General features: G+C 47.5%; 19 protein-coding genes. 13 read left to right on the top strand and 6 right to left on the bottom strand.

The annotated features are described in order from the left end of the window. The first annotated feature begins 9 nt into the window (after positions 1-9). The 3 genes from rsxG (at position 10) to nth (ending at position 2103) form a co-directional block, all read left to right on the top strand. Positions 10-642, top strand: coding sequence for an electron transport complex subunit RsxG (gene rsxG, locus ACXAD4_RS05600; RefSeq protein WP_475239430.1), 633 nt, complete (start codon positions 10-12; stop codon positions 640-642). A 2-nt stretch (positions 643-644) separates the two neighbouring features. After that, positions 645-1340: an electron transport complex subunit E gene (locus ACXAD4_RS05595; protein WP_475239429.1), complete on the top strand. Its 696-nt coding sequence runs from the start codon at positions 645-647 to the stop codon at positions 1338-1340. A gap of 127 nt (positions 1341-1467) precedes the next feature. Further along, positions 1468-2103 carry an endonuclease III gene (gene nth, locus ACXAD4_RS05590; protein ID WP_475239427.1) on the top strand — a complete coding sequence of 212 codons (636 nt, stop codon included), beginning with the start codon at positions 1468-1470 and terminating at the stop codon, positions 2101-2103. A gap of 129 nt (positions 2104-2232) precedes the next feature. Here nth and ACXAD4_RS05585 read toward each other — a convergent pair whose 3' ends face one another. From ACXAD4_RS05585 to motY, 3 genes are all read right to left on the bottom strand, one after another. Then, positions 2233-2571: a hypothetical protein gene (locus ACXAD4_RS05585; RefSeq protein ID WP_475239425.1), complete on the bottom strand. Its 339-nt coding sequence runs from the start codon at positions 2569-2571 to the stop codon at positions 2233-2235. Positions 2572-2709: 138 nt separating this feature from the next. Next, positions 2710-3033, bottom strand: a complete 324-nt coding sequence (locus ACXAD4_RS05580) for a hypothetical protein (RefSeq protein ID WP_475239422.1) — start codon at positions 3031-3033, stop codon at positions 2710-2712. 78 nt (positions 3034-3111) lie between these two features. Continuing rightward, complete coding sequence (motY, locus tag ACXAD4_RS05575; RefSeq protein ID WP_475242719.1) at positions 3112-3960, bottom strand: flagellar protein MotY; 849 nt, start codon at positions 3958-3960, stop codon at positions 3112-3114. A gap of 242 nt (positions 3961-4202) precedes the next feature. On the opposite strand from motY, the gene rnt reads away from it, so the two are divergent. The 3 genes from rnt to ACXAD4_RS05560 all read left to right on the top strand — a co-directional run bounded on the left by rnt (position 4203) and on the right by ACXAD4_RS05560 (position 9019). After that, a complete protein-coding gene (rnt, locus tag ACXAD4_RS05570) occupies positions 4203-4871 on the top strand; it encodes a ribonuclease T (RefSeq protein ID WP_475242718.1) in 669 nt (222 codons plus the stop codon). Between the two features lie 412 nt (positions 4872-5283). Next, positions 5284-6507 carry an outer membrane protein transport protein gene (locus tag ACXAD4_RS05565; protein WP_475239419.1) on the top strand — a complete coding sequence of 408 codons (1224 nt, stop codon included), beginning with the start codon at positions 5284-5286 and terminating at the stop codon, positions 6505-6507. A gap of 40 nt (positions 6508-6547) precedes the next feature. Then, the gene (locus ACXAD4_RS05560) at positions 6548-9019 is read left to right on the top strand and encodes a VolA/Pla-1 family phospholipase (RefSeq protein ID WP_475239417.1); all 2472 of its coding nucleotides are present in this window, start codon (positions 6548-6550) and stop codon (positions 9017-9019) included. A 100-nt stretch (positions 9020-9119) separates the two neighbouring features. Here the strand turns inward: ACXAD4_RS05560 and ACXAD4_RS05555 are convergent, their stop codons facing one another. Beyond that, positions 9120-9725: a peroxiredoxin C gene (locus tag ACXAD4_RS05555; RefSeq protein ID WP_317523322.1), complete on the bottom strand. Its 606-nt coding sequence runs from the start codon at positions 9723-9725 to the stop codon at positions 9120-9122. A 317-nt stretch (positions 9726-10042) separates the two neighbouring features. On the opposite strand from ACXAD4_RS05555, the gene ACXAD4_RS05550 reads away from it, so the two are divergent. The 3 genes from ACXAD4_RS05550 (at position 10043) to ACXAD4_RS05540 (ending at position 17307) form a co-directional block, all read left to right on the top strand. Then, a complete protein-coding gene (locus ACXAD4_RS05550; RefSeq protein ID WP_475239414.1) occupies positions 10043-11365 on the top strand; it encodes a Na+/H+ antiporter family protein in 1323 nt (440 codons plus the stop codon). A gap of 154 nt (positions 11366-11519) precedes the next feature. Next, a complete protein-coding gene (locus ACXAD4_RS05545) occupies positions 11520-12902 on the top strand; it encodes a response regulator (RefSeq protein ID WP_475239411.1) in 1383 nt (460 codons plus the stop codon). 61 nt (positions 12903-12963) lie between these two features. Next, entirely contained in the window at positions 12964-17307 is a 4344-nt protein-coding gene (locus ACXAD4_RS05540; RefSeq protein WP_475239410.1) for a transporter substrate-binding domain-containing protein, read from the top strand. Between the two features lie 142 nt (positions 17308-17449). On the opposite strand, the gene ACXAD4_RS05535 is transcribed toward ACXAD4_RS05540, so the two are convergent. Further along, complete coding sequence (locus ACXAD4_RS05535) at positions 17450-17788, bottom strand: Grx4 family monothiol glutaredoxin (protein ID WP_475239407.1); 339 nt, start codon at positions 17786-17788, stop codon at positions 17450-17452. Between the two features lie 298 nt (positions 17789-18086). Between ACXAD4_RS05535 and sodB the strand changes: the two genes are divergently transcribed. From sodB to ACXAD4_RS05520, 3 genes are all read left to right on the top strand, one after another. After that, positions 18087-18671, top strand: a complete 585-nt coding sequence (sodB, locus tag ACXAD4_RS05530; protein WP_317523325.1) for a superoxide dismutase [Fe] — start codon at positions 18087-18089, stop codon at positions 18669-18671. Between the two features lie 251 nt (positions 18672-18922). Beyond that, a complete protein-coding gene (locus tag ACXAD4_RS05525) occupies positions 18923-20029 on the top strand; it encodes an efflux RND transporter periplasmic adaptor subunit (protein ID WP_475239405.1) in 1107 nt (368 codons plus the stop codon). Further along, positions 20029-23118: an efflux RND transporter permease subunit gene (locus ACXAD4_RS05520; RefSeq protein WP_475239402.1), complete on the top strand. Its 3090-nt coding sequence runs from the start codon at positions 20029-20031 to the stop codon at positions 23116-23118. Before ACXAD4_RS05525 ends, ACXAD4_RS05520 begins: the two co-directional genes overlap by 1 nt. Before the next feature lie 60 nt (positions 23119-23178). Here the strand turns inward: ACXAD4_RS05520 and asd are convergent, their stop codons facing one another. Further along, on the bottom strand, positions 23179-24297 hold the full coding sequence (gene asd, locus ACXAD4_RS05515; RefSeq protein WP_475239400.1) for an aspartate-semialdehyde dehydrogenase: 1119 nt from the start codon (positions 24295-24297) through the stop codon (positions 23179-23181). Between the two features lie 809 nt (positions 24298-25106). Here asd and nhaC point away from each other — a divergent pair. Beyond that, the gene (gene nhaC / locus ACXAD4_RS05510) at positions 25107-26555 is read left to right on the top strand and encodes a Na+/H+ antiporter NhaC (protein WP_475239397.1); all 1449 of its coding nucleotides are present in this window, start codon (positions 25107-25109) and stop codon (positions 26553-26555) included. The last annotated feature ends 322 nt before the right edge of the window (positions 26556-26877 follow it).

Below are 26877 nucleotides of genomic sequence, written 5' to 3'. Positions count from 1 at the left end.
GAAGCAACCATGATCAATGCAATGAAAAAAAATGGTGGCATCCTGGCTATTTTTGCCATTCTGGCCACCAGCCTAGTCTCGGTAACCAACATGCTGACGGCTGGACGAATCGAGCAACAGCAGCAACAAGAACTATTGAAGGTACTCAATCAAGTTATCCCAGCAGAAAGCCATGATAATGAGCTATATAAGAGCTGTACCTTGATTACTAGCGAACAATATTTGGGTACCGAAAGCCCAATGCCCGCGTATATTGCCGAGAAAGAGGGCAAAAAAGTGGGGATGGCTATCGAGGCCATTGCTCCTGATGGCTATAGCGGTGCCATTAAGCTGATCGTCGGTCTGGATCTTGAAGGCACAGTGACTGGTGTACGTATCCTAAGCCATAACGAGACTCCGGGACTGGGCGACAAGATTGAAACCCGTATCAGTGACTGGATATACAGCTTTACCGGCAAGCGCCTAGACGGGGAAAAAGATACCCGCTGGGCAGTACGCAAAGATGGCGGAGAGTTCGACCAGTTTACCGGTGCCACGATTACCCCACGAGCCGTCGTGGGCGCAGTGAAAAACGTATCGCTGTATTACCAGGCAAACCAGCAACGCCTATTCGAACAGCCACTGAACTGTCAGGGTGAGTGAAGATGATAAATAAAGAACTGATGAAAAATGGCTTGTGGAACAACAACCCGGCAATTGTTCAATTGCTTGGTCTCTGCCCGCTGCTTGCTGTTTCTGCGACTGTCACCAATGCCCTCGGTCTTGGCTTGGCGACCACGGCCGTATTAGTTGGCTCAAACCTGATCGTTTCACTGGTTAGGCAGTGGGTGCCATCGGAAATCCGTATTCCGGTGTTTGTGATGATCATTGCCTCCTTGGTAACTTGCGTACAGTTACTGATGAATGCCTTCACTTATGGCCTGTATCAATCACTGGGTATCTTCATCCCGTTGATCGTTACCAACTGTATCATTATCGGCCGTGCAGAGGCCTTTGCTTCCAAAAATGATCCTGTCCCTGCCCTACTGGACGGATTGTGGATGGGTATGGGCATGACAGCAGCCCTAGTCGTGCTTGGCGCGATGCGAGAAATTCTAGGCAACGGCACGCTGTTTGACGGTGCTGACCGCCTACTCGGAGACTGGGCAGCCTCACTGCGTATTGAAGTCTTCAGTTTCGACAGCAGCTTCCTGCTAGCAATCTTGCCACCGGGGGCCTTTATCGGAGTTGGCTTTATGATTGCTCTGAAAAATGCTATTGATAGTAAGCGTGAACAGAAAGCTGCCAAATCGCAGGACAAGCCTGCCATTGAGCGAGCCCGAGTCACAACCACCAATTAAGACAATGAATTAAACTGCTGGTGAGGGATCGCCAGCAGAACATAAAATTATAATTACACATACTCATACATCACCAAACGACCACTTCCAGCTTGGTGTTGTTGAGTAGACAACGCCGGAAGTTAGTATGAATAATCAAAAACGCGTCCAGATCCTGGAACGTTTACGTGCGGAGAACCCCCACCCCGAAACCGAGCTGAATTGGAGTTCGCCCTTCGAGCTGTTAATCGCAGTCCTGCTCTCAGCCCAAGCCACCGATGTCAGTGTCAACAAAGCCACAGATAAGCTCTACCCTGTTGCCAATACACCACAAGCCATGTTTGATCTTGGTGTAGACGGCGTTAAGGAGTACATCAAAACCATCGGCCTGTTCAATTCGAAAGCCGAGAACGTCATTAAAACCTGTAAGATCCTGCTTGAGAAACACGGCGGCGAAGTCCCTGAAAGCCGTGAAGCACTAGAAGCCTTACCGGGTGTTGGCCGTAAAACCGCGAATGTGGTTCTCAACACCGCATTTGGCTGGCCGACCATCGCCGTCGATACCCACATTTTCCGGGTCTCAAACCGCACCAAGTTCGCGATGGGGAAAAATGTCGATCAGGTTGAAGAGAAGCTGCTCAAGGTTGTTCCTAAAGAATTCAAGGTCGATGTCCACCACTGGCTGATCCTACATGGACGCTATACCTGTGTGGCCCGCAAACCACGTTGCGGCAGCTGCATTATTGAAGATTTGTGTGAATTCAAAGAAAAGACTGAGGTATAAACGGCCTCACTAGCACTAGATACACAATCTACAATAGCGATATTCATTATAAAAGAGACGCCCAATGTGGCGTCTCTTTTTAGTTTCGTTGATTAAGTTCGAGCAGTATCAAGTACTTAAAATATTGAACTATTCAACTTTACCGAAGTACTCTGTGACGGTTGCAACATAGCTCTCATCGTCACTGGTTGGGTCGTTATACTCGATTGAATAGTAAGGCATGATGCTTTCTTTTAGTTTTTCAGCAATCTGCATTTCCAGATTATCGGCACTCACTGTACTAACCACTTCATAGGTTTCAGCACGGTTAAGATCCATTTCTTTAGCTTGATCAAGTGTGATCCGCTGTGATTTCACTTCTGCAGAAAGCTCTTCGTCAATTTTATCTGCAGTACTATCTACAACGACATCATTGCTAGCAAAGGCTGCACTTGCTCCGAACAACATGATCCATAGAATATTTTTCATAGCCACTACCTTGCTTAGTTATTAATCCCAATAAATTTAGTCTGTTGAAAGCAGAGTTTTCGCTTCAAAAATAAGACTCGCAGGTAGGTAAAAGGCATAAAAAAAGGTGGCTGAGCCACCTTTTTCCAACAAATTCAGCTACTCAACTTTATCGTAATAACCAGTCACTATCGCTTGGTAATTGTTGTCATTACTCCGTGGTACCACATAGGCGACAGAGTAATATTCAATATTTTTATCTTTGAGTTTGTTATAGACCAACTGATCCAATTTGGATTTACCTGACACTGTATAAACAGTAAAGGACTCTGCCCGGTTCAAGCCCATCGACTCAGCTTTCCCCGTACTGACTTCATAAGGCACACCATCGACTTTGGCGACAGGATCGCAATCTTTAGCAAAGCAGTCCTGAACAAACAGAGGAGAAGCCGCGAAAAGCGTAACATACAACAACGATTTCATATTGGACGACCTATGTTCGACTACATCTCTATAAATTTAGTCAAGTAATCCATATTCGCGAGCATAACTTCACGCTGCTTAGATGATTGTACGTCCCAGTGAAATAACCACTCGGCGGTTCTTATTGCGCCCAATGGGGGTGGTGTTGTCAGCCACTGGGCGACGCTCACCATAGGCTTCAACCTGAATACGATCTTCCGGTAACCCCATCGCCATGAAATATTCCTCAAGACGCTCTGCCCGGCGCTCAGATAGAGCCTGGTTAGCCGTTTTTCCGCCCCTACCATCGGTATAGGTCGCGACTAGAACCAAGTCCACATCATCACTGTAACGAACAAAATCAGAGATTTGGGCCAAACGCTGTTGCGAGGCCTTGTTGAGCTGATCACTGCCTTGATCGTAATGGAGAACCGTAAAAGCAATATCTTCAAAGCTATATGGCAATAAGTTATTCAGGCACTGGCTGAACTGATCATAAGCCGGCTGGAATGCAACCGCAGACAAAGCGACATCAATACGTTTGTTCTGTTGCTGCCAATCCTGGTAACTAAAAGTCGGGTAACGCCCTGTTTCTAATTCAGACAGCATCACCCAGGCTGTTTGTCCGCCGACATAACCATCGAATTGCTTGAAGAACGTTAGGTTTGTAATACGCTGCGCCGCATCTCCCGGCATCCAGCGCGGAGGCATAGAGACTAAATTCACATTGCGGGTTTCGCCCATTGGACGACGCATCTTCAACTCGAAATCGAGATTAATCTTCTTACTCGCCTTGGAGGTAAACTGAGCTTCGCCATAATTGGGGATAGTATGGAGCATCCGGCACTCGAGAGGAGTATCGACCGCCACCTTCCACGATGACTGTGACGGCTGGGCGACATAAACAGGCGTAGCGCTTGCTGCACTGGCCATCACCATGCCAAGCATTGATACTAGTGCGCAAAATTGAATATTCGAAATTGCCATGGTTCCACCCGTTGCTGCAGTCCTGCCCTTCACACTGCCTACCAGTGCGTGAGAAATGTGGGGCTCATATTGTATCGGAAATCGCCAGAAAAACTTTAATTGGTCCTTTCTGTTGCACGATTTTACTCCAGAACAGGGAAAGGTTTAGCTCATCAATCGAATCTGACATAATGGCCGACTATTTTACATTGATTTACCGTTTTATGAGCCAAGATAACGAACTAAATACATTGAAAAGTCGCTTTCGCGGCTACTTTCCAGTCGTCATTGACGTAGAAACTGCTGGCTTCAATGCCAAGACGGATGCATTGCTGGAGATCTGTGCAGTAACCCTACAAATGGATGAAGAAGGCTGGCTGAAACCGGCGACGACGCTACATTTCCATGTAACCCCGTTCGAAGGGGCGGTGATCCATAAAGAAGCGCTGGATTTCAACGGCATCCGCGACCCATTCAGTCCATTGCGTGGTGCGGTTTCTGAAGAGAGCGCACTTAAAGAAATCTACAAGCAGATCCGCAAAGAGCAAAAAGCCGCAGGTTGCTCCCGTGCCATCATGGTGGCCCATAACGCCAACTTCGACCACAGTTTTGTTATGGCAGCCTCTGAGCGAGCAAAATTAAAGCGCAACCCGTTCCACCCATTTGCCACTTTCGACACCGCAGCATTGAGTGGTTTGGCATTTGGTCAAACTGTGTTAGCCAAAGCCTGTGCCACTGCAGGGATCGCATTTGACAACAAAGAAGCCCATTCTGCGCTTTACGACACTGAAAGAACCGCAGAACTATTTTGTGAGATTGTTAACAAATGGAAAAAATTGGGTGGTTGGCCGCTGCTAGAAAATCAAACAGAAGCTAGTACCGACACCGAATAATTCAAACAAAACAGACTCATCAGACCTCTGACCAAGCCTTTGAAATACGGGCTTGGTCACACTTCCATTCAAACAAACGTTCAAAACAAAGTGATTGTTTTAAACGCAGTCTAATTAAACATTGGTCAATTAGACATGTTTTTCAAAAACAATGCGTTACACTAGGTTAACAATTCTAAATTCCGCTCGTATACTGCTCTAACTGTTTCATATTGTTTCAAGTGGTATCACCGCATGAACGATAATTCATGGCTATTTATCGTTGATGCGTTTCCTTCGTGTGAACAAATATTCTGTTCCCCTGTTGTCAAGGGCCCCTTCCGAAACCTCGTGGCTCAGTAATACCTTTTTGCGTTTTTCATTCATGGATCGAAGAACAAGAAGTAACTCACTCTAAAAGGCACGCATAATAATGACTAAGAAAATTACTCTAACGGCGCTCGCCGTTTCGACAGCGCTACTCAGTATCAATGCTTACTCTGCTGGCTTCCAAGTTAACGAACATTCCGCCTCCGGCCTTGGCCGTGCATTCTCAGGAGAAGTTGCCGTCGCAGACAATGCATCGGTACTTGCCCGTAACCCAGCGGCGATGACCATGTTCGACCGGATGCAGTTTTCCGGTGCAATTTCTTACATTGACCCACAGATCGATATCACAGCACAATCAAGCGGTGAAAAGGCCACTGATGTTGCCCCTACTGCCATCGTTCCCGCAGGCTACTTTATCCAGCCAATTAACGACCAGTTTGCATGGGGTCTGGCAATGTTTACCAACTACGGTTTTGCTACCGAGTACCCTACAGATTTCACCTATGGCACCGATGCAGGTAAGACCGACCTTTTGACCCTGAACCTTAACCCAAATATTGCTTACCGCATCAATGACAATTTCAGTATTGGTGCAGGGGTTAACCTGGTTTATGCCGATGCCGAATTACTTCGCCACTACGGTGGCCTTCAACCCTCTAACCCAAGCGCCGATTTCCTAAAACTAGAGGGAGATACGTGGGAGTGGGGATGGAATATCGGTTTCCTTTATGAAGTGAACAAAGACAACCGATTCGGCCTGAGCTACCGCTCGGAAGTTGAACTGAAATTTGATGGTGATTTCACTGACTACACAGGTGCATTCCTGGAAGACGGTAACGCTGGCGATACCGTACCGGGTAAATTGAACGTGATCACCCCGGCCATCGCTGAATTTGGTGGCTTCCACCAGCTAAACAGCCAGTGGGCGGTTCACTATGGTGTGCAGTGGATACAGTGGAGCAAGTTTGATGAATTGCGTGCCACCAGCGACCAGTGTGTGGACAACACTTGCCTGCTTAAGGAAGAAGACTTCGACGACAATTTCCGTTACTCCATTGGTGCCACTTACAACTTAAACCCTGACTGGATCCTACGTGCCGGTTTTGCATTCGATGAGCAAGCAGGCAAATCAACCCTAAGTATCCCTGATACCGACCGCTACTGGTACTCGGCGGGCTTTACCTACAACTACAGCAACCAGATGACGTTCGACTTTGGCTTTACCTACCTTTACGGCAAGAGCAATAGCTTCGAAGAAAGCGGCGAGACCTTCCATGCCGAAAATGATGCGTACCTAACCTCTGCGCAGATTAATTACATCTTCTAAACCGCTAGGTAGACATAAATTCAGTTAAGGGAACACCATAATGAAAAAAAGTATTTTAGCACTAAGCATTGCAGCCTCATTGGCACTGGCAGGTTGTGGTAACGACGCCAAAGTCGAAAATAAAGTCAGCTACGAAGATCACATCGTCAAGAGCCTTCAGGCCGATACCAAAATCGAATTTGATGTATTGACCGCCCCGATTTTGCCGACTTTCCTTGCGGTAGATACACATGACGGAACGTTATCAACTGAAGGTAGTACCGGTGATGAGAATTACAAAACTGATTTAACAGATCCGGTTGTTGCTCTTGGTAAAGCCGATGGCTGGAGTACCACTCAGCCAATCAAACTCTCTTTTGGCAAGGCTCTGAATACTGACCTTGCATTAGCAATAAACTCAATCTCAGTCATTGAAACGAGTGATCCGATGGCTGACACAACGAAGCCGGCACAAGTTTTGAGGCAGCTAAAGCCAATGCTGTTACCAACTGATTCTGATGCTGACTATGCAGTTTCGTTGACGGATGACAATAAAAGCATAATTATCATGCCGGTCAAACCGTTAAACCCTAAATCCCATTACATGTTTGCGATTACCAACCAGCTCCAAGACAATAATGGTGAAGCTGTAGGCATGTCTGAATCCTATGCGGTTCTAAAGACAACGGTCAAACCACCGAGCAGTGACCTCATCCAAGCACAAGGCATGACCCACCTCATTGAAGGTACGATGGCCGCTAACGGTATCATTGCAGATCCAACATCCATCATCTACTCAAGCTGGTTTACCACAGGCTCTGTTGGTGACACCTTATATGCAACTAAAGCCGCTGTTGCGACTGGGTTAAAAAACGGTGGTATTTCGAGTGTTTGGAAAGGCAGTGCCAACCCCAATAATGTAGATTTAAGCAAAGCTTATTCAATCACAGAAAGTTCATCAGGCGACTACAGTGAGCTACTAGCAGCAGATGAGAACTTCACCAAGTTCATGGGAGATACTGATGGCTCACAAAAAGCAGCGCTTCAATTTGCGTATACGCAGCTAAAAGATGATGCTGATAATCGAGTTTTCATTACAGTTTCGAAGGGTACCGTCAAGCTGCCTCACTACCTTGAGCAAGGCAGTAATAACTGGAGCAGCACGCCATTTGAGTCAGGTATGCCTAGTCTAGCCATCGTGTCTAATGCGCTCAAAGATAAAGTACTTGCTCCAATAGTCACAGAGCAATTAATCGGCGCTGGCATCGATATGACAAAACTTAGCACAGACCCAGAAGAACAGCTTAAGCTGATTGGTCTAACGCTGACGGATCAAAATGGTAATCCGCTTGATAGTGAACGCCTTGTGACTCAGTACAGTCCTGTTCCACAAGTCAAATCACTTCAGGAAGTGCCATACCTACTCTTTACGCCGACATCAGCTGCCACTGAAGGCTCTATTCCCGTTGTAATCTATCAACATGGCATTACATCGGTCAAAGAAACCAGCTATGCCTTCGCCAATAACCTAGCAGCAAATGGGATCGCCGTTATTGCTATTGATAACCCACTGCACGGTGACCGCAGCCTAGATGCAACCCGTTCAGCCAATGCAGATATTCAAGCGTATTTAAACCTGACATATCTTCCTGTCGCGAGGGATAATATTCGTCAAAGTATGTTGGATATCAACGGACTGAGAACAGCTTTATCCGTCGGGCGTACCGCTGACACCTCTAAACTAAGCCTATTGGATTCTGAAAATGTTTCATTCCTTGGCCATTCTCTTGGTGGCGTGGTAGGTGCTCCAGCCGTAGTGGCTGCTAACCGTACACTCGGTACAAACTCTGATAGCCTGTTCTCGTTTCAAAAAGCGGCCTTTGCCAATTCAGGCGGTGATATTGCCAACCTCCTATTTGGCTCAGACGCTTTCGGTTCACTCATCAAACACAGCCTAATGTATAGCAGCAGTGCCGACTATAAGAGCTATGCCGATGCCAGCTGTACTGACAGAGATACTCTTGGATGGGAAAACCTGTGCTTTGATACCTTTGAAAGTGCCGCTACTGATGACGTAAAAGCTGAGCTTGATTCAACATTCAGTGCCTTTATCTTCGCTGCACAGACTATTATCGGTACCGCGGATCCGGTCAATGCCGCTTGGCTTGCAAAAAACAATACTATTGGAGACAACACCTCTGCGCCAGTGGATATCCCTATGTATATGCTGCAGGTTAAGGGCGATAATACGGTCCCCAATAATGTTGCGACTGCACCTTTGGCTGGAACAGAGGCAATGGCGGCTCTATTTGGCCTAGAATCCTTCGTCTCCGCATCGGAATCAACCGGGAATGATTTTGCTAAGTTTAAAGCTGATGCTGCGGGCCTTCACTCAACATTTATCGCTCCTTCATCACTGCCAACAACCCCTGAGTACACAACACATGTAGAGATGCAATCCCAGATAGTGCAGTTCTTTGCCAGCCCAACAGGAAAGCTAAGCGTTGTTACAGATGGTAAGTTAGAACACTAAACACTCTAAAAACAAAAGGCTAGCCACACGGCTAGCCTTCTTTTTATCTCCACTCACCGCCAAACCTAATTAATACTCAGCGACAAGTCAGCACACAAACTTATAGGTCGTCAGTGTGCTCAGACAGGTACGCAGCAACACCCTGTGGTGATGCATCCATACCTTCTTTACCTTTTTCCCACTGGGCTGGGCAAACTTCACCGTGTTCTTCGTGGAACTGTAGCGCGTCAACCATGCGCAGCATTTCGTCGATGTTACGACCTAGCGGTAGGTCATTGACGACCTGGTGGCGAACCACACCTTCTTTATCAATCAGGAATGAACCACGGAAAGCAACACCGGCTTCTGGGTGCTCGACATCATAGGCCTGGCAGATTTCATGCTTGGTATCAGCAATCAGCGGGTACTGAACAGGGCCAATACCACCATCTTCAACTGCTGTGTTACGCCATGCATTGTGCGAGAACTGGGAATCGATAGAAACCCCTATCACTTCAACACCCTTGGCCTGAAAATCAGCGAAACGCTTGTCAAAGGCGATCAGTTCCGATGGACAAACGAAGGTGAAATCGAGTGGATAGAAGAACAGCACCGCAGGCTTGCCTGCAATATGGCTGTGTAAGTTGAAGGCATCAACAATTTCACCGTTGCCAAGCACTGCAGCAGCAGTAAAGTCGGGGGCCGGACGGCCAACTAGAACACTCATAACAAACTCCATGTTATTGGCTAGGGCTTTCTGCTATCAAGAAATCCACAGCCAAGATAAGATCATACAGTAATACCTATGTACTACTGCCGAATATTCATACCAAAATGGCGAAAACCAGTATAGACAGGGTTATGTGACAAGGCTTAGACATGCAGCACAATAAAAGAAAATTCCTTCACTACATGAATTTTTATTCTACATGTTGTAAATTGATTTCCTTTGAGCAAAGCAGCCAAAACAAATAAGAAACATTGCACATAATGTGCAATCTTCAAGCAATTCACGACATAACACAATGGACGGATCTTAAGTTTATGAACCCAGTAGTTATATCGGTATGCGTTATGCTTTTACTCGCATTATTGCGAGTAAACGTTGTAGTAGCGCTTACCTTCAGTGCCATTCTTGGTGGCCTGATTGGCGGGATGCCACTTTCGGAAACCATTTCAGCTTTCGAAGGCGGTTTAGGTGGCGGTGCCACCACGGCATTGAGCTATGCCATGCTAGGTACCTTTGCCGTTGCGATTTCACGCTCTGGCATTACTGATGTCCTGGCGCAAAAAGTGATCAAGCGCATTAGCGGCCATGACAATGCAGCGGCTGCCACGGGCGTAAAGTATTCTGTTTTAATCATTCTTGTGCTTCTAGCCATTTCTTCTCAGAATGCGATCCCGGTTCACATTGCATTTATCCCAATTGTGATCCCGCCCCTGCTTCACGTATTCGCCAAGCTAAAAATTGACCGCCGTCTAATTGCCTGTGTGCTGACATTCGGTCTGGTAACACCGTACATGGTACTTCCTGTTGGCTTCGGTGGTATTTTCCTCAACAATATTCTGTTGAAGAACTTGCACGACAATGGCCTTGATGTCACCGCAGGCCAAGTACCGTTTGCGATGCTGCTACCTGCGCTCGGCATGATTTTCGGCTTGCTGGTTGCCACCTTCTTTACCTACCGCAAACCTCGCGAGTATTCAGAAGAGCAAATCCTGGCAGCAGAGCCTGAGCACAAAGAAATCAACATGCAGCACGTTTACATTGCTGTAGGTGCGATTGTAGCGGCACTGGGTGCACAGCTATACAGCGGCTCGATGATTGTTGGTGGCCTAGTTGGCTTTATGGTGTTCACCTTCGGCGGCGTGATCAAGTGGAAGGAAACCCACGATGTGTTCACCAAAGGTGTTCACATGATGGCGATGATCGGCTTTATCATGATTGCTGCAGCAGGTTTTGCGTCCGTCATGAAAGCAACTGGTGGTGTTGAAACACTGGTTAGCTCTTTGGCTGATATCATCGGCGACAACAAGCCATTGGCTTCGCTGTTGATGCTGGTTGTTGGCCTGCTAGTGACCATGGGTATCGGCTCTTCGTTCTCGACAATCCCTATCCTGGCAACCATCTACGTACCATTGTGCCTAACCTTCGGCTTCTCGCCGCTTGCTACAGTTGCCCTAGTCGGTACTGCAGCGGCACTGGGTGATGCGGGCTCACCGGCCTCTGACTCAACACTGGGTCCAACAGCGGGCTTGAATGCAGACGGACAGCACGAGCACGTATGGGACTCTGTTGTACCAACATTCCTGCACTACAACTTGCCGCTGATTGCCTTCGGCTGGATTGCATCAATGGTGCTGTAAGACAGAATCATCAGTCTTTGACCTCAAATCTGAAGAGGCCAACCGGATATCCGGTTGGCCTTTTTTACGCCCAATAACTCTAACCAAATTAAATGGTTAATTAGACATTTTCTGTTCTATAGTTATTCAAGGAGTTTTATATCAGGGATGATATATGGACAGAATTGCGCAATCCACTTTTCTCATCATAGATGACAGCAACATCATTCAAAGTGCAACCCGGGCCTTGCTCATGAAGTTGGGGGTGCCGATGAACAATATTATCAGTACCGCGAATGCCAAGGGCGCAGTGCAAGCCTGCAGCAAACGTAAGTTTGATATTATTCTCATCGACCATAATCTCGGTGCAGGCAGTACTGGCTTGCAGCTACTGGAATACCTTCATTTTAAAAACTTGATTTCCCGCAGAGCTTTAGTTTTTATCGTGACGGGCAATGACAGCCAAGAGGTTTTCTTCGGGTATTCGCAGCATGAGCCTGACGGTTATCTGATCAAACCCATTCGTTCAGAAGACATTATCAAGCGCGTCACGGCCGGTTTGCAGAAACGCGAGTACTGCGACATATTGCAGCAAGCCTATATCAACGAAGGACTTGCCAGTGTAAAACCACTTTTTGCCAAAGCGCCTGACACCGCAGCATTAAAAGGTGGCATTTTATTTGTTGCCGATCTGCTGACTGAGCAGAAACACTACGAAGAAGCTCAAGCGATGCTGGCTGGTTTGCTGCAAGTCCACGATGTACTCCAAGCCAAGGTCAAGCAAGCCGAAATACTGGTCGAACAAAAAAACTATAAACAGGCCCTAGAGCTGGTAAACAATTTAATCCGCTTCAATCCGTTTAATGTTCGTCTGCTCATGCTGAAAACCACGATCTGCACCTATACCGAACAATGGAATGAAGCTGAAGAATCTATTCTTCAACATATTCAGTTACACAGCGGCAATATTGAGCAGACCCTTACCTTAGTCTGGGTTCACCTGATACATCAAGATCTGGATAAAGCGATCCCGCTACTTATCAAAACCGCACAACTGCTGCCTCACTCCATGTGGGATACACCAGGTCGCCGAGGCATGATCCTGCTTGCCGATCTAATGTCACTACAGCGGAAAGATGATAGTAATGCCATGAAGAACTGGCGACTGGATGGTGCCTGGAGCCGCCTGTGCAATGATCCAAAAAGTCGGTTACGTGGAAAAGGTCCTCAGAAAGCGCTATTGGCGATACAAGCCCTGCTCAATCAAGATAGCGATAAAGCTAAACATATCCTTAGCTTGGTTGAAGATAAGGAAGTGACAGATTTCGAAACCGTTTATCTACTTTGCTGGGCGTATAGCCAACTGGAAGATGAAAACAAGTTTTCTCGATACCAGCAACTTAGCGAAAAAGTACAAGCGCCGATCAGTGAAAGCCTTACCAACCTTCAAAGTATCGCCCTGAAAGGCTTATATAAAGCCAGTCAAAAACTAAAAAGCGCCGAGCACAGCAATGCGGAAAATACTAAAGACGATATTGTGCTCGACGAAACCAATTAGACGTACTCCATAGCTCACGACCAGCGAAGCTTATGCTCGCTTCTTTACAAGGAAGTAAAGTATGCAGCCCAGATTATTGGGAAGATATTGTTCTCTTATCCTTCTAGCCTGTTGGTTAGCCTTTACCTCCTTGAGTACGGTTGCTAGCCAAGAGCCCGATGGTCCGAAGAGTCAGGTGAGGGTTGGCTTTCCGGGCTTCAATCTTCCCCCCTATATTTTTGTCGATCCTGCCTTGGCGCAACACATCACTGCGAAAGGGTATGCAGCTTCACCAGATAGTTATAGCGGATTGCTTATCGATGTCCTCAAACAAGTCTCTCGCCATGCTGAGTTTGACTATCAAGTGGTGTTTTATCCAACGTTTGAAGACGTTACCAATGCGTTTAAAGCCGGAGAGTTAGATTTACTGGCCGGTGTGACCTCAACATCCAATCGACAGGGATATATGTCGTTTAGTGAGCCTATTTTTTCCTTGCGCCGTGGCGTGGTCACGCTCAACAAGCCAATCAACCATTACCAAGAGCTCGACAGTGAAATCATTGCCATAGAACAAGGCTTCGCCTTACAAGAGCTGCTGCCTACCATTTTACCCTGGGCCCAATTACGTTCAGTACCAGATAGCGCTGTTGCCCTAACCAGCATTATCCAAAAAGAAGCCAAGGGCTATATTGGTGATGCGGTAGTTTTATCTAACCTGATCAAACAATTAGGCGATTCACGGTTAACTCTGTCTATCTTGCCCGATTTACCGACCAACCATCTTCACTTTTCAACCCAAAAAGGCAAACACCGGCTGCTAAACCGGATCAATTTTGCCCTTGAAGACATCAAAGCAGATAGCCTCAAGTCAATCTACAACCAATGGCTCACTCCAGACCAACTCAACATGTTTGCCCATTACGGGCACCTCAACCTTAGCCAAGAAGAGAGAAGCTGGCTTGAAGCTAATCCCACCATCACGGTGGGGGTACATAATGACTGGGCACCGTACGACTTTATTAGCGAGCAGGCACACCACTCTGGCCTCACGGCCGATCTATTGAAAATCATCGCCAACGAGCTGGGCGTAAAATTTGAGATCGTCACCAAACCCACCTACCCCGCTTTACGCGAGGCTTTTGCCAATGGCGAGTTTATGATGCTGTCAGCTTTGGCCGAAACGCCTGAAGACGCCCTGCAAATGCATTTCTCTACCCCATACGTCGATGAACCCTGGGTGTTATTTGGTCGTGCCGATTCAGCCTTTAGTCAACTGCTCAACCAAGGCACAACGCAAGTGGGAACAATCAGCGGCACCGCCGGAGAGAGTTTACTCGCAACGTTGTGTCTAGATTGTGAAATGCAATCCTTTGCCGATCAAGACTCTGCCTTTCGTGCATTGCAAACCGAGCAGGTAGACCAAATCCTCACCTCTCTTCACCATGCTTCCCCCTTGCTGCAAAGTGACTACATAGGACAGTTCAGGATGCAGGGCCAGATCCTGCAGGAAAACTTACTGCCGCTTAGGTTCGCTATCAACTATCGCCACCCTATCTTATTGAATATTATCAACAAGGCGCTGGCTTCTATTCCACCTGAGGAGTATTCAAGGCTCGAGCACCAATGGCTGACCTTTGATTACCAAGAAGGGCTGGCACCGCTTGAAGTCGCCAAATGGGCCGGATTGATTTCAACCTTGGGGATAGTGGTGATTGCCAGCATTATTGGTTGGAACCGTAAGATGGCCAAGGAGATCTTACAGCGTAAAGCCGCAGAGCTAAGGGCAAAAAAAGCGGAGCAGCGCCTCCAGCACCTTGCAGATAATCTCGATGGGATAGTACTTCAGCATATCCAGCCGGATCCCACCAAGCCATTGCTGTTCCAGTTCACCTTTGTCAGTGCAAGCATCAATGAACTATTGAAGGTCTCTGCCGAACAGTTATTCCGCTCCCCAGAAGCCCTACTTGATAAAATGGCGATTGAGAATATCCCAGAGTTAGAGCAAAGCATGCTCAGTGCCTGCCAACTAGGGCACTGGGATCATGAGCAAGCCATCGCGACTTCTGGCCAAACCCCTATGTGGGTGCAGTTCAAAAGCCGGATCACGCCACACGAAGACAAAGGCTTCTATTGGAATACCGTTATTACCGATATTTCGCTGCTCAAACAACAGCAACTAGCGCTCGATATTGCGCGGCAAAAGGCAGAAAGTGCCACAGAGGCCAAATCTCAGTTTCTGGCCACCATCAGCCATGAGGTACGTACTCCCATTAGTGGTATTCTTGGCCTACTCGAACTAATGGCAGACCAACCGCTCAATGAAGAAACCAAAAGCCTGCATGGCGGTTTGACCCAATCCGCACGCAATATGCTCCACATCGTCAATGATGTGTTGGACTTTTCTAAAATTGAAGCCGGTAAGTTAGATCTCAACCCTGAAGAGGTCGAACTTGGCATCGTATTGGCGCGGATCATCCAACCCCAATCCATCCATGCCCAGCAAAAATCATTGGCATTCCATTACTGGCAAGATCCACGACTGGCACACTGCCACTTGGTCGATGACATTCGCCTGCAGCAAATTCTCAATAACTTCCTCAACAATGCGATTAAGTTTACTCAGCAAGGGACGATTTCCCTTGCGGTAGACATAATGGCGACAAAGGAAGGCTCCGATGGAAAAGATTGCCAACTTATCCGCTTCAGGGTCAAAGACACCGGTATCGGGATATCAAAAGACAAGCAGCTGGCGCTCTTCCAGCCATTTGCCCAAGCAGACCAGACCACCAGCCGGCGATTTGGCGGTACCGGATTGGGCTTGGCCATCGCCCGCAAACTGGTCGAGCAAATGGATGGCACTATCGAGCTTAACAGCGAGGAAGGAAAAGGCAGTACCTTCAGTATCACCCTGCCACTGCCGGTAATCAGTCAAAAGCAAAGCTTAGTTGTGCCAGACTTCCATACCCAATCGGCAAATGTATTTGGCTATTTTATCCAGCGAGAAGAGCTGTGCAGTTACCTCGACCATCTGGGTTTATCGACTGAGATCACTACCCTTGATAACCCGTCGACGGTTTGCAATAAGATATCTCGAGTTAAGCCTGATTTTGCCTTCTTGACCCTGTCTTTGTGGCAGCAACTCAAACTTCCGGCAGCTTGGTTTGAACAAAATGCACCCACCACCAAAGTCATCATCATTAATCAAAATCCAATGCTATCGCCAGAGCCTATGGATGAACACTGGTGTTTGTCAGTCAATCCTTTGATCCCTGATAACTTACGTCATGTGATGACCCAACGAGTGGCACCTCTTATACAGCAGCATCAAGAGTCCAAGCTAGCGCAAACCGTTATGGAAAGCCGTGAACATGCTGAGATGTCAGGGCGGTTGATTTTGGTCGCCGAAGATCACCCCATCAATCAACAAGTTATTGCCAAGCAACTTGAGAAACTTGGTGTGGTTGCCGATATAGTCGACAACGGCGTTCAAGCCTTACAGGCACTAGAGCAAAACCGCTATGGTTTATTGTTGTCAGATTGCCATATGCCCGAAATGGATGGCTATACACTGGCTTCGACAGTGAGGCAAAAGGAGCAGCATGCTCGGGAGCTTCATACTCAGTTCGAGCAATATGATGAAAGCAGAGAACAAAGAACAGCAAGGCTAGCTTCAACGGTGGGCGCAAGCATTGCGCACTCTTGCCTTGAGCAAGGATTACCGATCATCGCCCTCACTGCGAATGCCGTTCAGGGGGAGGATGGACGTTGCTTTGCGGCAGGTATGAGTGATTTTATTGTCAAGCCCGTTTCCATCGAGCAGTTAAACGCCCTGATAGAGAAATGGCTTCCGCCCAAAATGGTTGAAATAAAGACTCAACCCGCTTCAGAAACAGATACTCAGACAGAGACAACAATAGACACTGAATCAGGCATTCTGGCCGATGACTTTGGCGCCTTGTTCGGTGATATCACGGCAAGTCTTGATACAGATAAAAACTATATAGATGAAGTCAATACAGCTAAAGACAATACACCTAAAGACAATACAGAAGAGCCAAATGGATTACATCGTGGTGTCGAAATTGACCTTGAAAGCAGCAGTAGAATGTCTGCCGAGGTAAATGCCCTGTTTGATAGAGAAAAGCTGGTTGCCATGTTCGATGACCACGCGTTAACAGAAAAGTTGATAGCAGAGTTCAAGGAAACGCATCAGCGTGATCTGCTACTACTGGAATCCGCTCTGGCGCAACATGATCAATTGCAGGCAGCTGATATCGCCCACAGGATGAAGGGGGCTTCCAAAATGCTGGAGTGCGACGCTCTTGCCCAACCACTGGCTGAAATTGAGCGCTATGCCTCTGCTGAGGATATCGAGCAAGCCCAACCGGCGATAGATAAACTCAGGATCTTAAGTGAGCAATTGTAGGCGCTTCACACCACAATGCAGTAGCCTCTTTGCCCCGATACAAAAACACCCCGAGAACGTTGCTTTCTCGGGGTGTTTTGCGAATATCCTTGATAGAACTTGGTGTTCAGCCTGCCTACCAAATCACTATTCGTTCAACAGGTTATTCTGCTGCTTCGCCGTCACGACGCTCAGCCGCATCTTTGATCAATGGCTGAAGTTCGCCTTTCTGGAACATCTCGATGATAATGTCACAGCCACCGATTAGTTCACCTTCAATCCATAGCTGAGGGAAAGTCGGCCATTGCGCGTAGGCTGGAAGCTCAGCGCGGATATCAGGGTTTTGCAGAATATCGACATAAGCAAACTTTTCACCACATGCCATTAGTGCTTGTGCTGCCTGAGAAGAAAAACCACAGCTTGGCAGTTTTGGTGAGCCTTTCATGTACAACAGAATTGCGTTTTCAGAAATCTGCTGTTTAATTTTGTCGATGGTTTCCATAGCTTCCTCTTACGACTTTGCTTTATAAGTTGACTATCACAGACATCATTCTACTTGGTCACGCGCAGGAAAAAAATGCCTAAAGAAAGTAAGGATATTATTTTTCGCCTCTTTTTGCCTTTCAGATCTTTTAATAAAGAAAAAACTTGCTAAAATGATTTCACCGTCACAATTTAGACCCATACCTCACGGTATAGTAATTCAGTGACAATAGTCAGTTTCAAATAATAAGTTGGCCCTAGCCGACTGGAAGCAATGTCAAGGGAAACGCCCCTTAACCAAAATGGAGAATCGAGCAATGGCATTCGAACTACCAGCTCTACCTTACGAAAAAAATGCTCTTGAGCCACACATCTCTCAGGAAACTCTTGAGTACCACCACGGCAAACACCACAACACTTACGTGGTTAAGCTAAACGGTCTTATCGAAGGTACTGAGCTAGAAGAAAAATCACTAGAAGAAATCGTTAAGACTTCAACTGGTGGCGTATTCAACAATGCAGCTCAAATCTGGAACCACACTTTCTACTGGCACTGCCTAGCACCAAACGCGGGTGGCGAGCCAACAGGTGAAGTTGCTGAAGCAATCAACGCTGCTTTCGGTTCTTTCGACGCGTTCAAAGCGAAGTTCACTGATTCTGCAATCAACAACTTCGGTTCTTCTTGGACTTGGCTTGTTAAGAAAGCTGACGGCTCTCTAGACATCGTTAACACGTCTAACGCTGGCACTCCACTAACAGAAGAAGGTGTTACTCCTCTTCTAACTGTTGACCTGTGGGAACACGCTTACTACATCGATTACCGTAACCTACGTCCAGACTACATGAACGGTTTCTGGGCACTGGTTAACTGGGACTTCGTAGCGAAGAACCTAGCTGCTTAATCGGGCTTAATTTCCCTCCTCTATTTCAGCACCGAAAGATGTTGAAATAAGAACGAAACGTCTGCTTTGGCAGGCGTTTTTTTTCATCTCTTTCTTTCTCTCTCAAAATTTCGCTGCCCTTCTGAGTCATTCTAAAAAGCCATAAAAAATATAAAATATAGGTATTTCATAGGCTTGATTGACTCTTTCCTGACAATTCCCTGAACAGATGAAAGTAAAAATGCGGGAGTATTCAGCAAGAAGATACTCCTATGACCAGATATTCAGCCTGCAAAACGATTGCCACTTCTTTCCTTTGCCTAGCCCCCGCGATGGTGATGGCCAATGATGTTGAGCCCTCAGCGATTCCGGTTACCGTGGAGCCTGTGTCCACTCGAAACATCGCACAAAAAATAGAGGAAGTAGGCAAGATCACCGCACTTGATAATGCCAACCTGACCTTTAGTGCCGGAGCAAAGATTGAAAAGATCGCCTTTAACGATGGTGATGCCGTAAAAAAGGGTGACATCATCGCTGAGCTCGACAGTACCAAAGCCAAAGCGGATCTGGACAAAGCGCGCAGCACCCTCAATTTGGCCAAAACCAAATTGCAGCGTACCCGTGACCTGCTGGCCAAACAGCCTGATGCGCTTTCACCTCAGGATATGGACGAGCTTCAGGAAGAAGTAAATTTAGCCGCCGCTGACTTCCGCCAGCAAGAAGCAACCTTGAAAGACTACACCATAGTCGCGCCATTCGATGGCCGGTTGACGACCTTTACCCATTCCATCGGTAGCCATATTGATGCATCAACAGCATTGGTCAGCCTATACAAGTTAGACCCGGTCAATGTCACCTATGCCATTAGCCAGGAAGATCTTGGCATGGCGCAGATCGGCCAAACGGTAGCCGTTACTGTCTCTGCGTTTCCAGAACAAACCTTTACGGGCGAGGTAAACTACATTGCCCCGGCTGTCGATGAAAGCTCAGGCCGAGTTGAAGTCCATGCCACCATCGAGAATCAAGAGCTGGTGCTTGCGCCAGGTATGTTTGCCAATGTCAGCCAACAATTGCAAAGAGGGAAGGCACAATTGGTTGTGCCGCAGAATGCTGTTCTCGCCAACAATGAGCAACGCTACCTCTGGGTTGTAGAAGGCGACCAACCCAAGCGTCGTCAGGTTGAGCTGGGAGCCAACACCAATGATGGCTATGTCATTATTGAGCAAGGCCTGAAAAAAGGTGAACAGGTAGTGATCACCGGCCAGCAAAAGCTCACAGATGAGAGCTCTGTTAATGTGCTCTCCTCCCAGCAGCCTGAAAAAAACCTGTCAAAATCGGTAAATAATGCCGGAGACGTTACCAACAAGGAGGCCGGATAATGCGCTTGCCTGAAGTTTGTATCCGCCATCCGGTTTTTGCTTCTGTACTGAGTATCGCCGTCGTACTCTTGGGGGTATTGTCATTCCAGAAGCTGGCCATCCAATACTTCCCGGAGCATCAAACCGCGACCGCGACCGTCAGTGCCAATATCACCGGTGCCAGTGCCGAGTTCATGTCTCGTAACGTCGCCGATAAACTGATTGATGCCGCAACAGGCCTCGACAGTGTCGATACCATGACCACCGACTGTGTCGAAGGTAGCTGTACCCTGAAAATCAACTTCAGCGATGATGTCGATGATGTTGAATACACCAACCTGATGAACAAGTTACGCAGCAGTGTCGAAGCGATTGGTGATTTTCCACCGAGTATGACCGACAAGCCAACGGTAACGGATAATTCGTCAGATACCAGCACCACCAGTAACGTCATCACATTCGTCAACACTGGTGGCCTTGAGCAGCAGGAGATGTATGACTACATCAGCCAGCAGCTTGTGCCGCAATTCCGTCACATTCAAGGAGTGGGCAGTGTCTGGGGGCCATATGGGGGCTCTTCGAAAGCCGTGCGGGTATGGCTCAAACCGGAGCGTATGAAAGCGCTTAACATCAAAACCGCTGATGTCGTCGGCACACTGAGCACTTACAACAGCACTTTCACTGCCGGCACCATCAAAGGTGAAGCCCGGGACTTCTCGATTAACCCGGTGAGCCAGGTCACTTCGCTGCAAGATGTGCAAGAGCTCGTCATCCGGGTTGATAATGGTCAGATCATCCGGGTCAAAGACATTGCCGATGTTGTCATGGGCGAAGAAAGCCTGACCCCGAGCTTGCTCACGGTGAATGGTAATCAAGCCATGTCGTTGCAGGTTCTGCCACTAAAAACAGAAAACCCCGTCGTCGTCGCCGAGAGGGTCAAGGCTGCTATCGAATCGATGCAAAGCAAGCTCCCTGACGGTATCGAGATGAAGATGGTTTACAACCAAGCCGACTTCATCGAATCTGCTATTGATGAAGGCTTTGCTACCTTGGTTGAAGCGGTAATCTTGGTGTCTATCGTAGTCATGTTGTTTCTCGGCTCGTTTCGCGTTGCCTCGGTGCCGATCATTACCATCCCAGTATGCGTGATCGGTGTGTTTTCCGTGATGGCAATGCTTAGCTTTAGCATCAACGTCCTGACTATCCTTGCGATTATCCTCGCCATTGGTTTGGTGGTCGATGATGCCATTGTGGTGGTAGAAAACTGCTACCGCCATATCGAACAAGGGGAAACACCATTCAATGCCGCATTGAAAGGCAGCAAGGAAATCATCTTCCCGGTGATTGCCATGACTCTCACCCTAGCGGTTGTCTATCTGCCTATCGGGCTAATGTCTGGCTTAACGGCGGATCTCTTTCGTCAATTTGCTTTTACCCTAGCCGCTGCAGTGATCATCTCCGGCATGGTAGCCCTCACCTTGTCACCAATGATGAGTGCATATCTGATCAAGCCAGTGAATCAGCACCCGAAATGGTTTGCCCGTATCGACCACCAGCTCAATCGCTTGGCAGACAGATACACGCTTGAACTTGAAAAGTGGTTTAACCGCAAAGCGGTAATGGCAGGGTTATCATGTCTTCTGCTAGTGCTGTCTGGGTTTGCCTTCATCAAAATGCCGCAGGTACTGCTGCCAACTGAAGACTCCGGTTTTATCGAAGTCACCTCAACCGCACCGACAGGTGTAGGTCGCCAGTATCATCTGTCGCATAATGATGAACTCAACAGTGTGATGGCGGGTCAACAAGCTATCGAAGCCAACCTGTCATACATTGAAGGTACGCCAACCAACCATGTATTGCTCAAACCTTGGGGAGAGCGCCAACAAACAGCGGATGAGGTCATAGCAAGCCTTACTGAAAAGGCTAATCGTACGGTTTCTGCCTACGACATGTCATTTGCCGTGCGCTCAGCAGATAACCTAGGCATCGCAACGAACCTGGTCTTGGAGCTGACAACTGTCGACCGTGATACTGATACCTTGGCGAACACTGCAGAGAAAGTAACCAACTTGCTAGAGCAGTTTCCGGGGGTGACTAACGTTAAGAACTCAACCCTTCGTGATCAGTTAACCTATGATTTGGAAATTGATCGTAACGCGATCATTTTATCGGGGGTGAATTACAGCGACGTCACCAATGCCCTGTCGACCTTCCTCGGTTCGGTAAAAGCGGCAGACTTGCAGGCAGATGATGGTTTCACCTACCCAATCCAAGTACAGGTTAACCGCCAGGATCTAGGGAGTTTTAACGTACTCGATAAGCTTTACGTAAGCTCTGACTCAGGCCAGAGCCTGCCGCTGTCACAGTTTGTCACTATCAAGCAGACTACGGCAGAATCAAGCTTCAAAACTTACATGGGTAAAGACAGCGCTGAAATCACTGCAAACCTGATGCCGGGCTATACTGCCAGTGATATTAAGACTTATATCGACCAAGAAGTTCCGTCATTACTCAACAGTGCCCAAGACTACGCCTTCAACGGCACGGTCAAACTGTTGGATGATTCACAAGCCGGTACTCAGTTACTCTTCCTGCTGGCCCTGATCTTTGTTTACCTGATCTTGGCTGCACAGTTCGAGAGTTTCATCGACCCGCTGGTCATCATGTTGACGGTACCTTTATGTATTGTCGGTGCACTGTTGACCTTGGCAATGTTTGATCAGAGCTTGAATATCTACTCGAAGATCGGTTTGCTGACACTAGTTGGCCTCGTAACCAAGCACGGTATCTTGCTGGTTGAATTTGCCAATGAGCAGCGCCGTCAGGGTGCAACAGCCATCAAAGCAGCGTTGGATAGTGCCCGCTCCCGACTGCGCCCAATTTTGATGACCTCGCTCACCATGATCCTCGGCTCGCTGCCACTGGCCTTTGCCGATGGCCCTGGCTCTCTGGGTCGGGTGAATATCGGTCTGGTGTTGGTAGGCGGCTTGGTTGCCGGTACGTTCTTCTCGTTATTCGTGGTGCCTGTAGCCTATGTGGCCATGGCTAAGTTGAAAGAGAAAGATGTTCTCGCGATTTGGCGCCGTCAAAGACAGGCCCCAGTAAGCTAACAATCCCACCAACAAGAAAGGCCTGCATCATGCAGGCCTTTTTTCATATACATCAGATTCTTATTGCTTTTCAGCCAAAATAATTCGCAGTGTACGACGTAGTGGCTCTGCCGCACCCCACAATAGCTGATCACCAACAGTAAACGCATTTAGGTAATCATCACCCATTGCCAGTTTACGCAGGCGACCGACAGGAATAGACAGCGTGCCCGTTACCTTCGTTGGGCTCAGCTCTTGGACAGTGATATCACGGTCGTTCGGGATCACTTTAACCCAATCGTTGTGTGATGCGATGATCTCTTCCACTTCATCCATCGGCACGGCTTTCTTCAGTTTCAGTGTCAGTGCCTGGCTATGACAACGCATTGCCCCGATACGCACACAGGTTCCATCGATTGGAATTGGGTTATTATCCAAGCCAAGGATCTTGTTGGTTTCTACCGAGCCTTTCCACTCTTCCTTGCTCTGGCCATTTTCACGCTTCACATCAATCCAAGGGATCAATGAACCCGCCAAAGGTGCACCGAACTCAGAAGCTGGGAAGTCTTCAGAGCGCATGGTTTCCGCAACTTTGCGGTCGATATCCAAAATAGATGTTGATGGATCAGCCAGCTCGCTAGAGACGGCATCGTTAATCACACCCATCTGGCTGATCAGCTCACGCATGTTTTTCGCACCTGCACCAGAAGCAGCCTGGTAAGTTTGAGAAGTCATCCACTCAACCAAACCCGCCTGGTACAAGCCACCCACAGCCATCAGCATCAAACTAACTGTACAGTTACCGCCCGCAAAGGTACTTACACCATTGTGTAGACCCTGTTTCATTTGCTCGTAGTTAACCGGATCAAGGGCAATAATCGACTCTTCCTTCATTCGCAGGGTAGAAGCCGCATCAATCCAATACCCTTTCCAGCCTGCTTGGCGTAGTGCTGGGTAAACTTTCTCGGTATAGCCACCGCCTTGGCAGGTGACAATCGCATCCAACTGTTTCAAGCGCTCAATATCGAACGCATCATGAAGGACACCGGCATCCTTACCAAAATTCGGAGCTGGGATCCCCACTTGGGACGTAGAGAAGAAAACAGGCTCAATCACATTGAAGTCACCCTCTTCTACCATACGTTGCATAAGGACTGAGCCCACCATGCCTCGCCAACCCACTAATCCTACTTTCATCATGTGCACTACACTCCCTGATCATTGTTCTATCGGTATAACTATCAACGTTACAGCTAAGATTACTGGTAGGACCTTTGGCCAAGTAACAGACGATAGTTATAACGACAGGCAGACCCCCATCTATAGTAATTTCAGCAACGAAACTCAAGCATAAGTTGCAAAATTCCTGTAAAAAAAATCACCACCCTGTAAACAAAACCGCCGATATTTATTACACCCGGCAGCATAGAATGCTCAATCCCCACATTATTTTTGGTGAAATTTCGGGCTAGAACACAACCAAAAACCGAACAAAGAGCAGACAAAAGCCAACAAAACGATCAAAAACAAGACCAAAAGATGAAAACACAGTTAAGTCACAGATAACATCTACTATCACTTATTTTGATCATTTCGCCACACATTGATAACCTACCAAAACTCGCAAGAACAACGCTTAATTCTAGAATACCACCCAAATTACGGTGGTATCATCTAGCTATTAATGGAATCACACATATGGAAACAATATGAAAGAACAGTCAAAAAACAAACAAAACACAAATTAAGCACGCGAAATTAACAACAATTTAAAATACAAACATGCTTTTTTAAAGGGTTGCTAGTTCATTTTGGATGAGATCACATCTAGAGACATTTTCTATCGTGACCTCGAAAGCTATCCGCTAGAGTAGCGGCGAATCAATGCTAGTACCCTTTAGCAGACCTATCAGGTCACCAAAACTATTAGAAAATAATCCCTTAGGACCGATATTTCCTGTCCTAAGGCTATTCACAATTTACAGGCTCGAACTTACAAGGTTAGAAGTATGAACAAACAGACTGTAAAACTACCGTCGCTGACTCAGGTCTTTATCGCTCTCGGTATTTTTCTTGCGCTGGCTTTCTCTTTTACTGCGAAACTCGATTTACCTATCCAGCTAGCGCTTTATATCGGCTGGTTCGTGATCATCGCACTGGGCATCAAGCTTGGTCATGATTACAAATCGCTGGAAACAGCGGCGACAAAAGGCATCGCCAACGGCTTGGGAGCCGTTTTGATCCTTCTGGCCGTCGGTGCCCTCGTCGGTACCTGGATTGCCGGTGGTATTGTGCCAACCATCATTTATTACGGCCTTAAGGCTATCCACCCTTCTATCTTCCTGTTGGCAACGATGCTGATCTGTTCGATGACAGCGCTGGCAACGGGTACCTCTTGGGGGGCGGCAGGTACCGCTGGTATTGCAATGATGGGTATTGGTCAGGGTCTCGGTATTCCTGCGCCAATGACAGCCGGTGCTGTCCTGTCAGGCTGTTACTTCGGCGACAAGCTATCACCACTATCAGACTCGGTAATTCTGGCCTCATCGATGTCGAATGTAGAAGTTGTTGAGCATATCAAAGGCATGCTGCCTATTGCCCTGATCAGCTACATCATTACCGGCATCCTCTTTACGGGTGTTGGCATTCACTACGCCGGCAATGTCGATATGTCTCAGGTTGAGTCTGTTATCCTTGCTATGGACAAGCAGTTCGTGATCTCGCCATTCTCATTTGTACCGGTGATCATTGTGCTTGCCCTTCTGGCTTTGCGCCTGCCTTCATTCCCAGTGATCTCACTAGGTTCATTGCTGGGTATCGTATGGGCGGTCATGGTTCAGGATATGGATCCACTCGTTGCCTTCAACACTGCATGGGCGCCTTTCTCGATTGATTCTGGCGTCGACTTCATCGATGCCATCCTCAACCGTGGTGGCATGTCATCTATGCTAGGCTCGGTCGCTGTCATCGTATTCGGTCTTGGCTTCGGTGGCCTACTGGATAAAGTGGGTGTGCTGCAGACTATCGCCAAGATCTTCGAGAAACGCGTGAACTCAGCAGGTAGCCTGTCAGTATCGACTATTGCCACCGCCTTCCTGGGTAACGTCTTCGGTTCTGCAATGTACGTATCACTGATCCTGACACCGAAAATCTGTGCCAAGAACTACGATCGTCTCGGCTACCAGCGTAAGAACCTGTCACGTAATGCAGAGTTCGGCGGTACCCTGACTTCCGGTATGGTGCCGTGGAGTGACAACGGTATCTACATGGCGAGCATCTTAGGCGTAGCGACTTTCTCATACGCACCGTTCATGTGGCTGAGCTTCGTGTGTATCATCGTAACTATTGTTTCTTCTTACATGGGTTGGTTCGTTGACCGCTGCCCACCAACAGCAGCAAGCGAAGAGGCTGTTGATGCAGCACTGCCATCCACTCAAGGACAGCAACAAACCGCATAATTTGCATAACTGCCACTTATAAATACTTCAAAGAGCGCCCTGCGGCGCTCTTTTTTATTCCGGAGTCAATAATATAGTTGTAAACAAATATTAATTGAACTTATACTAACCAAGCCCTCTTAACACCCACATTTATCATTCTTGAAAGCCCATAAACCATCAAAATAAACACACAAAGCACAACTTGGAAATGGTTAATTAATAATAAAAAAACAATTAATCATGCTTAAAAACATCCGTGAACGATATTAAAATTTGTGAATGAGATATTAATGTAGATCACGATCACAAATACCAGTCATTAACCCGTTTGGATTAGCAT

This window comes from Photobacterium sp. AWH4_225 (assembly GCF_056158405.1).
The sequence above is the reverse complement of the archived record's forward strand: the minus strand, read 5'-3'. Positions and strand labels throughout refer to the sequence as shown.

Excerpts from the sequence above, each read along its gene's own strand:
- rnt (WP_475242718.1), top strand. The coding sequence starts at position 4,203 with ATGAGCCAAGATAACGAACTAAATACATTGAAAAGTCGCTTTCGCGGC.
- ACXAD4_RS05585 (WP_475239425.1), bottom strand. The coding sequence starts at position 2,571 with ATGAAAAATATTCTATGGATCATGTTGTTCGGAGCAAGTGCAGCCTTT.
- nth (WP_475239427.1), top strand. The coding sequence starts at position 1,468 with ATGAATAATCAAAAACGCGTCCAGATCCTGGAACGTTTACGTGCGGAG.
- motY (WP_475242719.1), bottom strand. The coding sequence starts at position 3,960 with ATGCTTGGCATGGTGATGGCCAGTGCAGCAAGCGCTACGCCTGTTTAT.
- ACXAD4_RS05565 (WP_475239419.1), top strand. The coding sequence starts at position 5,284 with ATGACTAAGAAAATTACTCTAACGGCGCTCGCCGTTTCGACAGCGCTA.
- sodB (WP_317523325.1), top strand. The coding sequence starts at position 18,087 with ATGGCATTCGAACTACCAGCTCTACCTTACGAAAAAAATGCTCTTGAG.
- ACXAD4_RS05535 (WP_475239407.1), bottom strand. The coding sequence starts at position 17,788 with ATGGAAACCATCGACAAAATTAAACAGCAGATTTCTGAAAACGCAATT.
- ACXAD4_RS05540 (WP_475239410.1), top strand. The coding sequence starts at position 12,964 with ATGCAGCCCAGATTATTGGGAAGATATTGTTCTCTTATCCTTCTAGCC.
- rsxG (WP_475239430.1), top strand. The coding sequence starts at position 10 with ATGATCAATGCAATGAAAAAAAATGGTGGCATCCTGGCTATTTTTGCC.
- ACXAD4_RS05545 (WP_475239411.1), top strand. The coding sequence starts at position 11,520 with ATGGACAGAATTGCGCAATCCACTTTTCTCATCATAGATGACAGCAAC.
- ACXAD4_RS05595 (WP_475239429.1), top strand. The coding sequence starts at position 645 with ATGATAAATAAAGAACTGATGAAAAATGGCTTGTGGAACAACAACCCG.
- ACXAD4_RS05580 (WP_475239422.1), bottom strand. The coding sequence starts at position 3,033 with ATGAAATCGTTGTTGTATGTTACGCTTTTCGCGGCTTCTCCTCTGTTT.
- nhaC (WP_475239397.1), top strand. The coding sequence starts at position 25,107 with ATGAACAAACAGACTGTAAAACTACCGTCGCTGACTCAGGTCTTTATC.
- ACXAD4_RS05520 (WP_475239402.1), top strand. The coding sequence starts at position 20,029 with ATGCGCTTGCCTGAAGTTTGTATCCGCCATCCGGTTTTTGCTTCTGTA.
- ACXAD4_RS05560 (WP_475239417.1), top strand. The coding sequence starts at position 6,548 with ATGAAAAAAAGTATTTTAGCACTAAGCATTGCAGCCTCATTGGCACTG.
- asd (WP_475239400.1), bottom strand. The coding sequence starts at position 24,297 with ATGATGAAAGTAGGATTAGTGGGTTGGCGAGGCATGGTGGGCTCAGTC.
- ACXAD4_RS05525 (WP_475239405.1), top strand. The coding sequence starts at position 18,923 with ATGACCAGATATTCAGCCTGCAAAACGATTGCCACTTCTTTCCTTTGC.
- ACXAD4_RS05550 (WP_475239414.1), top strand. The coding sequence starts at position 10,043 with ATGAACCCAGTAGTTATATCGGTATGCGTTATGCTTTTACTCGCATTA.
- ACXAD4_RS05555 (WP_317523322.1), bottom strand. The coding sequence starts at position 9,725 with ATGAGTGTTCTAGTTGGCCGTCCGGCCCCCGACTTTACTGCTGCTGCA.